The sequence below is a fragment of the Streptomyces recifensis genome (assembly GCF_002154615.1).
Lineage (GTDB): Bacteria > Actinomycetota > Actinomycetes > Streptomycetales > Streptomycetaceae > Streptomyces > Streptomyces griseoluteus.
Genome location: NZ_MUNH01000245.1, coordinates 1 through 11443, shown reverse-complemented (window position 1 = coordinate 11443; position 11443 = coordinate 1). Strand labels below are relative to the sequence as shown.

10 protein-coding genes and 1 pseudogene are annotated in these 11443 nt (G+C 73.7%); 8 read left to right on the top strand and 3 right to left on the bottom strand.

Features of this window, described 5'->3' with window-relative positions:
• Nucleotides 1–236, bottom strand: a pseudogene (locus CCN33_RS14830) (Ppx/GppA family phosphatase); the annotation flags it as partial.
• A gap of 71 nt (nucleotides 237–307) precedes the next feature.
• Here CCN33_RS14830 and CCN33_RS14825 point away from each other — a divergent pair.
• Complete coding sequence (locus CCN33_RS14825) at nucleotides 308–1132, top strand: DUF3109 family protein (protein ID WP_086694093.1); 825 nt, start codon at nucleotides 308–310, stop codon at nucleotides 1130–1132.
• 81 nt (nucleotides 1133–1213) lie between these two features.
• Here the strand turns inward: CCN33_RS14825 and CCN33_RS14820 are convergent, their stop codons facing one another.
• Nucleotides 1214–2923: a BACON domain-containing protein gene (locus CCN33_RS14820; protein ID WP_425275844.1), complete on the bottom strand. Its 1710-nt coding sequence runs from the start codon at nucleotides 2921–2923 to the stop codon at nucleotides 1214–1216.
• Between the two features lie 245 nt (nucleotides 2924–3168).
• Between CCN33_RS14820 and radA the strand changes: the two genes are divergently transcribed.
• Complete coding sequence (gene radA / locus CCN33_RS14815; protein ID WP_086694091.1) at nucleotides 3169–4578, top strand: DNA repair protein RadA; 1410 nt, start codon at nucleotides 3169–3171, stop codon at nucleotides 4576–4578.
• Between the two features lie 80 nt (nucleotides 4579–4658).
• Entirely contained in the window at nucleotides 4659–5783 is a 1125-nt protein-coding gene (gene disA, locus CCN33_RS14810; protein ID WP_086694090.1) for a DNA integrity scanning diadenylate cyclase DisA, read from the top strand.
• A gap of 262 nt (nucleotides 5784–6045) precedes the next feature.
• Here the strand turns inward: disA and CCN33_RS14805 are convergent, their stop codons facing one another.
• Nucleotides 6046–6894, bottom strand: a complete 849-nt coding sequence (locus tag CCN33_RS14805) for a hypothetical protein (RefSeq protein WP_208621757.1) — start codon at nucleotides 6892–6894, stop codon at nucleotides 6046–6048.
• Nucleotides 6895–7075: 181 nt separating this feature from the next.
• Here CCN33_RS14805 and CCN33_RS14800 point away from each other — a divergent pair, with 181 nt between their 5' ends.
• The 5 genes from CCN33_RS14800 to cseC all read left to right on the top strand — a co-directional run.
• The gene (locus CCN33_RS14800; protein ID WP_086694089.1) at nucleotides 7076–7951 is read left to right on the top strand and encodes an HhH-GPD family protein; all 876 of its coding nucleotides are present in this window, start codon (nucleotides 7076–7078) and stop codon (nucleotides 7949–7951) included.
• Nucleotides 7952–8222: 271 nt separating this feature from the next.
• The gene (locus tag CCN33_RS14795; protein WP_031182797.1) at nucleotides 8223–8762 is read left to right on the top strand and encodes a SigE family RNA polymerase sigma factor; all 540 of its coding nucleotides are present in this window, start codon (nucleotides 8223–8225) and stop codon (nucleotides 8760–8762) included.
• 35 nt (nucleotides 8763–8797) lie between these two features.
• Entirely contained in the window at nucleotides 8798–9403 is a 606-nt protein-coding gene (locus CCN33_RS14790; protein WP_086694088.1) for a hypothetical protein, read from the top strand.
• A 36-nt stretch (nucleotides 9404–9439) separates the two neighbouring features.
• A complete protein-coding gene (cseB, locus tag CCN33_RS14785; protein WP_086694087.1) occupies nucleotides 9440–10144 on the top strand; it encodes a two-component system response regulator CseB in 705 nt (234 codons plus the stop codon).
• 8 nt (nucleotides 10145–10152) lie between these two features.
• The coding region (cseC, locus tag CCN33_RS14780) for a two-component system sensor histidine kinase CseC (protein WP_086694086.1) at nucleotides 10153–11443 on the top strand (1291 nt) is incomplete at its 3' end.

Here is an 11443-nt window from a genome sequence, read left to right as displayed (position 1 = left end):
GCGAACGGCAGCAGGTCCTCCACGCCCTTGTCCTCGGCGGCCTGCAGGGCGTCCCGTACGACCGCGACGAGGCTTTCGATGCCCTCGTCGCCGATCGCGCCGCTGCCGTCGAGGAGTTGGGCGAGCCGCAGCTCGGCCTTGTGGGAGTGGGCGGGCAGCGGGCGGGCGCCGGGGTGGGCGTCCACCACCAGCAGATGCACCGTGTTCGAGCCCACGTCCAGGACACCGAGTCTCATGGACGAAACGCTACTGCCAGAAGCCCTGTCCGCGGTGCCCGTACGGCCTTGAGGCGACTTACCCTGGACGGGTGCCAAAGACGAAAAAGGCGAAGGTCGACAAGACCGACAAGCCGACCAGGTCGCGCAAAGCCGACAAGGCCCTCAAGGACGACGAGAAGGGCCTCGATTTCGCGCGCGCGTGGGTGGAGTTCCCCGACCCCGCCGACGACGAGCAGATCTTCCGCTGCGACCTGACCTGGCTGACCTCGCGCTGGACCTGCATCTTCGGCCAGGGCTGCCAGGGCATCCAGGCGGGCCGCGCGGCCGACGGCTGCTGCACGCTGGGCGCGCACTTCTCCGACGAGGACGACGAGAAGCGGGTCGCCGAGCACGTGGCCCGGCTCACCCCGGACATCTGGCAGCACCGCGACGAGGGGCTGCGGGGCGGCTGGGTCTCGGAGGACGAGGAGGGCTCGCGGCAGACGCGCCCCTTCGAGGGCTCCTGCATCTTCCAGAACCGGCCCGGCTTCGAGGGCGGCGCGGGCTGCTCGCTGCACATCCTGGCGCTCAAGGAGGGCCGGGAGCCGCTGGAGACCAAGCCGGACGTGTGCTGGCAGTTGCCGATCCGCCGCACCTACGACTGGATCGACCGCCCCGACGACACCCGCGTCCTCCAGGTCTCCATCGGCGAGTACGACCGCCGCGGCTGGGGTCCCGGCGGCCACGACCTGCACTGGTGGTGCACCTCGGCCACCTCGGCGCACGGTGCGGGCGAGCCGGTCTACGTCTCCTACCGGGCCGAACTGACCGAGCTGATGGGCAAGGCGGGCTACGACCGCCTGGTCGAGCTGTGCGAACAGCGGCTGGCCTCCCAGCTGCCCCTGGTGGCCCCGCACCCGGCGGACCCCGCCTAGGGCCTGTCTTCCGGAGCTTGCCGGAGTCGCGGTGTCCCGGGGCGCCGTCGGCCCGAGCCGGCCCGGCCCGGCGGAAAGGCCCTAGCTGTCGGCCGGACTCGGGGTGTCCTCCTCGTCGCTCGGCGGCGGGGACGAGTCCGGCGGGTCGGACGGGGACGGCTCGGACGGGTCGGGGTCCGGGCTCGGAGAGGTGCTGGACGGCGGCGGGGACGGGCTGGGCGGCTCCGAAGAGGGCGACGAGGGCGGTGCCGTCGGCGTCGTCGGGTCCGGGCTCGGGAAGCCGGGCTGGGGGCGCGGGGGCGTGGGAACCGGGCCGTGGCCGTCGATGGTGACGACCGCGCCGGCCGGGGCGACGGCCACGCGGGCCCGCCAGTGGCCCGCGGGCTCGCGCAGATGGTCGACGAACACCTTGACCGTGACCGAGTCGCCGGGGTCGAGGGTGCCGGTGGACCGGCTGAGGTAGAGCCAGGGCGCGGAGGTGGTCACGGACCAGCGCACCGGGGCGTCGCCGGAGGCGCTGAGGGTGATCAGCGTGGTGTCGCCGTGGTGGGCGGCGGCGACCGCGAGCCGGCCGGCGCCCGGGTCCCCGGCGCCGTTGACGCTGACGACCTCCACGGAGACGTCCGACTTGCCCTTCCCGGTGGGCCGGGTGCCGGGCTTCACGCTCGCGTTGCCCGCGTTCTGGTAGCCGCCCGCCGGGTCGCCGCCGAGCACGCCGGGGCCGTCCGCCTCGCGCGCGGCGCCGGGGCTGTCGTCGCCGCCGAGCGTGGGGGCTCCCCGGTAGGCGGCCCACAGGGCGAGCACGGGGGCGGCGACCACGGTGGCGACGACGGTCGTGGTGACGGCACGCGCGCGCAGCTTGTCGCGGCGGGCCGCGCGGTCCTTGGGGTCCATCGGGAAGCCGCGCCGGTTGAACCGCGGTACGGCGGCGGACCGGGCGTGCGGCGGGTGCGCGAGCGCGGAGTGCAGGGCGGCGCGGGGCGCGGGGAGCACGGGCAGCTCGGCGGGGGTGATCGCGGCGCCGGGCCAGCGGCCGGGGACGGCACGCTCGGCGGTACGGCGGCAGCGCGGGCAGTCGTCGACGTGCCGGACCAGCTCACGGCGCAGGGCCGCGCTCAGCATCAGCTGGCTGTCGCCGGTGAGGTGGGCCACGCTCGGGCAGCCCCCGGTCTCCACCACGGCGAGGGCGGCGCGGGTGCGTTCGACCTCGCAGGCGGCGGAGGCCAGCAGTTCGCGGGCGGCGGCGGGCTCCAGGCCGAGCACGGCGGCGACCTCGGGCGCGGTGAGCTTGTGCCGGACGGCCAGCTCCAGTGCCTCGCGCTGCTCGGGCGTGGTCCCGGCCGCCTCCGGCCAGGCCAGCAGCGCGAGTTCGCGGCGGCGCAGCTCCAGCACCTCGGCGGGCAGGGCCGGTTCGGGCGCCGGGGTGGCGGGACCGGGGCGGCCGGCGGCATGGGTGGCCTGGCGTTTGCGGCGGGCCTCGGCGAGGCCGCGCAGACAGGCCCAGCGGGCCAGGGCGTACAGCCAGGCCCGGCGGTCGCCGGGGGTCTGGGGGTCGCGGCGGCCACGCCGTTCGGCGATGACGAGGACCTCGCTCAGGGCGGCGGTGGCCGCGTCGTGGTCGCACAGCACCGACAGGCAGTAGGTGAACAGGCCGTCCAGATAAGCCTCATGGCGCGACGACGCCCGCTGGGCGATGTTCCGCGCCGCGGATCGGTCGCGCGCCTCCCGATGCGCCCGTTGCGCCCGGTGTGCGCCGGTGGTGCGGGTCGTGGTCTCCGGAGTGCTGCTCATCACCCGTGCGACCGTAGGCGTCGGCGGAGGGCCCCTTCTTGCACCTTGAGCACTTTTAATCCATACGGGTGAAACGATCCCTCATAAGGGGACACCGGCCTTCGAGGAGCGGGTGCGAACCGGGTGGACGGCATCCGGAATCATCCGCTCCGCGTGCGCCCCGATACCCCGGCGTGCGCTCCCGCTCGCGCGCCGTCCCAGGGCGGCCGGCGGGCGTTGTCAGTGGTGGCGGCTACGGTTTCCGCATGGCCACCCGTACCAAGTCCGCCAAGGAGCGTCCGTCCTACCGCTGCACCGAGTGCGGCTGGCAGACGGCCAAGTGGCTCGGCCGCTGCCCCGAGTGCCAGGCGTGGGGCACGGTCGAGGAGTACGGCGCGCCCGCGGTCCGTACGACGGCGCCGGGCCGCGTCACCAGCTCCGCCCTGCCCATCGGTCAGGTCGACGGCCGCCAGGCCACCGCCCGCACCACCGGCGTCCCCGAACTGGACCGGGTGCTCGGCGGCGGACTCGTGCCCGGCGCGGTCGTGCTGCTCGCGGGCGAGCCGGGCGTCGGCAAGTCCACGCTGCTGCTCGACGTGGCGGCCAAGTCGGCGAGCGAGGAGCACAAGACCCTCTACGTCACCGGCGAGGAGTCCGCGAGCCAGGTCCGCATGCGCGCCGACCGCATCAAGGCCCTGGACGACCACCTCTACCTCGCCGCCGAGACCGATCTGGCCGCCGTGCTCGGCCACTTGGACGCGGTCAAGCCCTCCCTGCTGATCCTCGACTCCGTGCAGACGGTCGCCTCCCCCGAGATCGACGGCGCCCCCGGCGGCATGGCCCAGGTCCGCGAGGTGGCCGGCGCCCTGATCCGCGCCTCCAAGGAGCGCGGCATGTCCACCCTGCTGGTGGGCCACGTCACCAAGGACGGCGCCATCGCGGGCCCCCGCCTGCTGGAGCACCTGGTGGACGTGGTCCTGAGCTTCGAGGGCGACCGGCACGCCCGCCTCCGCCTGGTCCGCGGCGTGAAGAACCGGTACGGGGCGACGGACGAGGTCGGCTGCTTCGAGCTGCACGACGAGGGCATCACCGGCCTCGCCGACCCCAGCGGCCTCTTCCTCACCCGGCGCGCCGAGCCGGTGCCCGGCACCTGCCTGACCGTGACGCTGGAGGGGCGCCGCCCGCTGGTGGCCGAGGTGCAGGCGCTCACCGTGGACTCCCAGATCCCCTCCCCCCGCCGCACCACCTCCGGCCTGGAGACCTCCCGTGTCTCGATGATGCTGGCGGTGCTGGAGCAGCGCGGCCGGATCAGCGCGCTCGGCAAGCGGGACATCTACTCCGCGACCGTCGGCGGGGTGAAGCTGTCCGAGCCCGCCGCCGACCTGGCCATCGCGCTGGCGCTCGCCTCGGCGGCCAGCGACACCCCGCTGCCGAAGAATCTGGTCGCCATCGGTGAGGTGGGTCTCGCGGGCGAGGTCAGACGCGTCACAGGCGTGCAGCGCCGGCTCGCCGAGGCGGCCCGGCTGGGCTTCACGCACGCGCTCGTACCGGGCGATCCGGGCAAGGTCCCGGCCGGGATGAAGGTCGTCGAGGTGGCCGACATGGGGGACGCGCTGCGGGTGCTGCCCCGCTCCCGTCGCCGAGAGGCCCCGCGGGAGGCGGAGGACCGCCGGTAGACTTTGCGCAGGTCTCGCCCGTCCGTGCGAAACGCGTGCCGTGACGGAAGCGCGTCAGAACCTGCGACCGGAGGAGTGCAGTGGCAGCCAACGACCGGGCAGCAGCTCCCGGAAAGTCCGGTGGGAGTGCCGGTGCCGATGGCCTGATGCGCGCCTCGCTGAGCGCCGTTGCCCCGGGCACCGCCCTGCGCGACGGTCTGGAGCGGGTCCTGCGCGGCAACACCGGCGGCCTGATCCTGCTGGGCTGGGACAAGACGGTCGAGGCGATGTGCACCGGCGGTTTCGTGCTGGACGTGGAGTTCACCGCGACCCGGCTGCGCGAGCTGTGCAAGCTGGACGGCGGCATCGTCCTCTCCTCGGACCTGTCGAAGATCCTGCGCGCCGGCGTTCAGCTCCTCCCGGACCCCACGATCCCCACCGAGGAGACCGGCACCCGGCACCGCACCGCCGACCGCGTCTCCAAGCAGGTCGGCTTCCCCGTGGTCTCGGTGTCCCAGTCGATGCGGCTGATCGCGCTGTACGTCGACGGGCAGCGCCGGGTCCTGGAGGACTCGGCGGCGATCCTCTCCCGCGCCAACCAGGCGCTGGCCACGCTGGAGCGGTACAAGCTCCGCCTGGACGAGGTCGCGGGCACGCTGTCCGCGCTGGAGATCGAGGACCTGGTGACGGTCCGGGACGTCTCCGCGGTCGCGCAGCGACTGGAGATGGTCCGGCGCATCGCCACCGAGATCGCGGAGTACGTGGTCGAGCTGGGCACGGACGGCCGCCTGCTGGCGCTCCAGCTGGAGGAGCTGATCGCCGGGGTCGAGCCCGACCGTGAGCTGGTCGTCCGGGACTACGTCCCCGAGCCGACGGCGAAGCGGTCGCGCACGGTGGAGGAGGCGCTGTTCGAGCTGGACAGGCTGAGCCATGCCGAGTTGCTCGAACTGGGCACGGTGGCAAGGGGACTGGGGTACACCGCGTCTCCCGAATCGCTGGACTCGGCGGTTTCGCCCCGTGGGTTCCGCTTGCTGGCGAAGGTTCCCCGCCTGCCGGGGGCGATCATCGACCGGCTGGTGGAGCACTTCGGCGGGTTGCAGAAGCTGCTCGCCGCCAGCGTGGATGATCTGCAGGCTGTCGACGGCGTGGGGGAGGCGCGGGCTCGCAGTGTGCGCGAGGGGCTCTCGCGGCTGGCGGAGTCCTCCATCCTGGAGCGGTACGTCTAGGGTCTTTCGTTTGGATCAGGCCGGATCAGGGAGCGGGGTCTGGTGCCGTGCGTCGCAAGGCGGAGGAGGGCGACATGGCGGAGCCATGGCAACCGACGACAACGCCGCGAGGCGCGGTGCCGGACCCCGCGAGCCCGGCAAGATCCAAACGAAAGACCCTAGGTCTCGCTCGGTTCGTCTCCGGGTGCGGGCCGGCTGTGGCTGGTCGCACGGTTCCCCGCACCCCTAGAAGCACACAGCCGGCCCCCGGACAGAAGCACCGCTAGTCCGCCGACAGGACGAAGGACGTCCGGGTCTTGGCGAAGCCCGATGCCTTCGCCTCCAGCAGGTACGTGCCCGGCTTGGCCTTGCCGGCGGGCGGGGTGGCGCACTTGGCGGTGCTCGGGTGACGGTCCCACTTCACCGTGTAGGTGATGCTCTCGTCGGCCGGGACGCGGAAGATCAGGCTCTTGGCGCCCTCGGGGCAGTCGTCGGAGGCCCAGTAGGGGTCGTCGCCGTCGGCCGGGGTGATCTCCAGGACCGTGTGCTCGGGGCCGAGGTCGACCTTGCAGTCGCCCGACGAGCCGTTGCGGACGGTGAGTTCGAAGGTGGGGGTCTCGTCGGGCGAGAAGGAGTTGTGCTTGCTGCGCAGGCTCACCGTGACCTTGCCGGGGGCGCACACCGGGAGCGGGGAGGACGCGGCCAGCGCGTCGCCCGCGCCGACACTGCCGCCGCCCGTGCCGGACGCCGAGCCCGAACCGCCCGTACCGGAGCCGGAGTCGCCGTTACCCGTGCCGTCCGAGCCGGAGCCGTCACCGGACCCGCCACCCGACCCGCCACCCGAGCCGGAGTCGCCCGAGCCGCCGTCACCGGAGCCGCCACCGCCCGACTCGTCGCGTCCGCCGGGGTGTTGGCTGATCGCGGGACCGGAGGACGTGGGACCCGGCGTGATCGTGGACGCGGGATTCTTGCCGTCGGGGCCATGGGCGCCGTTGTTGCCTCCCCCGCCGCCCGACACGACGATCCAGGTGACCACGAGCGCCAACAGGGCGACCACGGACACGATGACGACCCTCCGTCGCCAGTAGATGGAGGAGGGAAGCGGCCCGACCGGATTGCGCAGAGATCCCACGCGGAAACTGTACGAGAGATCATGCCCACGACTCGCGTCCCCCGCCGCCCTCTCATCAACTTTTCCGGATCATCATCCCGGTAACTTCCCTCGCGCACCGGCATCTTGTGCCGAGCGCGACGCTCCGTGCGCGGGCGGTGACCCACGCGGTCCGCGTGCGGCGTGGCAGGATCGGAAGGCCATGACTGAGAAGCTTCACGCCCCCGTGATCGACTGGTTCGACTCCCACGCCCGCGACCTCCCCTGGCGCCGCCCGGAGGCGGGGCCGTGGGGCGTGATGGTCAGTGAGTTCATGCTCCAGCAGACCCCGGTCAGCCGGGTGCTGCCGGTCTACGAGCAGTGGCTCGCCCGCTGGCCCCGCCCGGCCGACCTGGCCAAGGAACCGCCCGGCGAGGCGGTGCGCGCCTGGGGCCGGCTCGGCTACCCGCGCCGCGCGCTCCGGCTGCACGGCGCGGCCGTCGCCATAACGGAGCGGCACGGCGGGGACGTACCCGCCGACCACGCCCAGCTGCTGGCGCTGCCCGGCATCGGGGAGTACACCGCCGCCGCCGTGGCCTCCTTCGCCTACGGGCAGCGGCACCCGGTGCTGGACACCAATGTGCGCCGGGTCTTCGCCCGTGCGGTGACCGGCGTGCGCTACCCGCCGAACGCCACCACGGCCGCCGAACGCAGGCTCGCCCGTGAGCTGCTGCCCGACGAGGACGGCACGGCCGCGCGCTGGGCGGCCGCCTCCATGGAGCTGGGCGCGCTGGTGTGCACGGCGAAGAACGAGGAGTGCCACCGCTGCCCCATCGCCGCGCAGTGCGCCTGGCGGCTCGCGGGCAAGCCGGAGCACGAGGGCCCGCCCCGGCGGGGGCAGACGTACGCGGGCACCGACCGACAGGTGCGCGGGAAGCTGCTCGCGGTGCTGCGGGACGCGCATGTACCGGTGCCGCAGGCGGCGCTGGACCGGGTGTGGCACGAGCCGGTGCAGCGGGCCCGCGCGCTCGACGGCCTCGTCACGGACGGTCTGGTGGAGCCGCTGCCCGGCGGCATGTACCGGCTGCCCCTCGGCTGACCCACAGGAAGGTCACAGCCACGAGCCGTCCGTCACGCCCCGGCCAGCCCAACAAAGCACCGCATAAAGGGACATGACGGGCGTCCTCTTTACCCCCGGCTCACGGCTGTTACACAACCGACGGACAGCCGAGTGCCGGCCGCAGGCTTCCTCGGACAACCCCGTGACAACCGCTCCGTAGCTTCGTTCCGTGCCCGGCGGACCACCGGGCCTGCGAGAGAAGGCCCCGGCGTGGACCGGGGCGACGGGGAACACGGAAGGTGGTCGGGTCATGGCGCAGGGCGAGGTGCTCGAGTTCGAGGAGTACGTACGGACCCGGCAGGACGCGCTGCTGCGCAGTGCCCGCCGCCTGGTGCCGGACCCGGTGGACGCGCAGGACCTGCTCCAGACCGCGCTGGCCCGCACCTACGGGCGCTGGGACGGCATCGCCGACAAGCGGCTGGCCGACGCCTATCTGCGCCGCGTCATGATCAACACCCGTACGGAGTGGTGGCGCGCGCGCAAGCTGGAGGAGGTGCCGACCGAGCAGCTCCCCGAGGGCCCGGTCGCGGACTCCACCGAGCAGTACGCCGACCGCGCCCTGCTGATGGACATCCTGAAGGTGCTGGCTCCCAAGCAGCGCAGTGTCGTGGTGCTGCGACACTGGGAGCAGATGTCCACGGAAGAGACGGCCGCGGCCCTCGGAATGTCCGCGGGCACGGTCAAGAGCACGCTGCACCGGGCGCTCGCCCGGCTCCGCGAGGAGCTGGAGGCCCGCGACCTGGATGCACGCGCGCTGGAGCGTGAGGAGCGGGAGCGTTGCGCGGCCTGACTGGGGGGCCCAGACGTGTCCGAGGCGTACGCGCGGTGATCCTGGCGGTGGCCGGGATCGCCGCCGTCGGCCTTTCCGCGACCGCCTGCGGCGCCGGGGGCACCGGCGCGCGGGACGAGGGACCGGCGCACGCCTCCGCCGTGGCCGGCGCGGCACCCGCCTCCCCCTCCCCCAGCCCGGCGGCCGGCTACCACCGCGTCGACGCGGTGAGCCTGCTCAAGCGGGACCCGGCGGTCTCGGCGGCCGTCAAGCACGAACTGAAGCCCTGCGGCAGCGGCGACGACTACCCCGTCGACGTCTCCTACGGCGACCTGACCGACTCGGACCGCTCCGATGTCGTGGTCAACGTGCTGACCTGCGCCGACGCGGTCGGCATCGGCGCGTACGTGTACCGGGAGAGCAGGGGCTCGTACCGGAACGTGTTCAAGACGGAGGAGTCGCCGGTCTACGCGGAGATCGACCAGGGCGCGCTGACCGTGACCAAGCAGGTGTACAGCAGGGGGGACCCCATCTCCAGCCCCTCCGGCGAGGACGTCGTCCCCTATACGTGGAAGGCGGGCCGGTTCGTGGCGGGCAAGCCCGTGCACACGGACTACAGCGGAGCGGTGGGCCACGAGCCGTCGCCCGTGCCCGGCGACTGACGCGCCACCCCTGATCACGAGGACTGAGAGCACCGGATGCCAGAGCACACGCACGTCCTGTTCGTCGAGGACGACGACGTCATCCGTGAGGCCACCCAGCTCGCCCTGGAGCGGGACGGCTTCGCGGTCACCGCCATGCCCGACGGGCTGTCGGGGCTGGAGGCGTTCCGCGCCGACCGGCCCGACATCGCGCTGCTGGACGTGATGGTGCCGGGGCTGGACGGGGTGAGCCTGTGCCGCCGTATCCGGGACGAGTCGACGGTGCCGGTGATCATGCTGTCGGCGCGGGCGGACTCCATCGACGTGGTGCTGGGCCTGGAGGCCGGCGCCGACGACTACGTGACCAAGCCGTTCGACGGCGCGGTGCTGGTCGCCCGCATCCGCGCGGTGCTGCGCCGCTTCGGGCACGCCGGGCACCCGTCCGGTGCCGGGGCGGACGGCGCGGCGGACAGCGACGGGGTGCTGACCTTCGGCGAGCTGGAGGTGGACACCGAGGGCATGGAGGTGCGGCGGGCCGGGCAGCCGGTGGCGCTCACCCCGACCGAGATGCGGCTGCTGCTGGAGTTCTCCGGCGCGCCGGGCACCGTGCTCTCCCGCGACAAGCTGCTGGAGCGGGTCTGGGACTACGGCTGGGGCGGGGACACCCGCGTGGTCGACGTCCATGTGCAGCGGCTGCGCCAGAAGATCGGCCAGGACCGGATCGAGACGGTCCGCGGCTTCGGCTACAAGCTGCGGGGCTGAGGGCGGTCATGCGGAGTCTCTTCGGACGTCCGGTGCGGCGGGTGGCGGGCGTGGGCCTGCGCACCGGTCTGCGGTGGAAGCTGAGCGCCGCCATCGCGCTGGTCGCGGGGCTGGTGGCCATCGCGCTGAGCCTGGTCGTGCACAACGCGGCGCGGGTCTCCATGCTGGACAACGCCCGTGACCTGGCCAACCAGCGGGTCCAGCTCGCCCAGCGCAACTACGAGCTCGCCGGGCGGCCCAACTTCCCCAGCATCAAGATCGACGACCCTGCCCTCCCGGCCGAGCTGCGGGCCAAGGTGGAGGAGGGGCGCCGGGCGAGTTACGTCAGCGACACGGGCAGCGGCGAGCCGGACATCTGGGCCGCGGTGCCGGTCAAGAACGGGCATGTGCTCTCGTTGCACGGCGCCTTCCCGGACAAGTCCGCGGACGTGCTGGCCGACCTCGACCAGGCGCTGCTCATCGGCTCCATCGCGGTGGTGCTCGGCGGCAGCGCGCTCGGCGTGGTGATCGGCGGCCAGCTCTCCCGGCGCCTGCGCAAGGCGGCCGCCGCCGCGAACCGGCTGGCGACCGGCGAGACCGACGTACGGGTACGGGAGGCCATCGGCGGAGTCGTACGGGACGAGGCCGACGACCTGGCCCGCGCGGTGGACGCCATGGCGGACGCGCTGCGGCAGCGGCTGGAGGCGGAGCGGCGGGTCACCGCCGACATCGCGCACGAGCTGCGTACGCCGGTGACGGGGCTGCTCACGGCGGCCGAGCTGCTGCCTCCGGGCCGGCCCACGGAGCTGGTGCTGGACCGGGCCAAGGCGATGCGCACGCTGGTGGAGGACGTGCTGGAGGTGGCCCGGCTGGACGGGGCCTCCGAGCGGGCCGAGCTGCAGGACATCATGCTGGGCGAGTTCGTCGCCCGGCGCGTGGCCGCGAAGGACCCGGACATCGCGGTGCGGGTGGTGCACGAGTCCGAGGTCACCACCGACCCGCGCCGGCTGGAGCGGATACTGCTCAACCTGCTCACCAACGCCGCCCGGCACGGCGAGCCGCCCATCGAGGTGACCGTCGAGGGCCGGGTGATCCGGATACGCGACCACGGCCCCGGCTTCCCCGAGGCACTCCTCGCCGAGGGGCCGCTCCGTTTCCGCACCGGCAGCGAGGACCGCGCCGGCCAGGGCCACGGCCTCGGCCTGACCATCGCCGCCGGGCAGGCCCGTGTCCTCGGCGCCCGCCTCACCTTCCGCAACATCCGCCCCCACGGCGAGGGCGCGGTGGCCGTCCTCTGGCTCCCCGAGCACGCCCCCACGG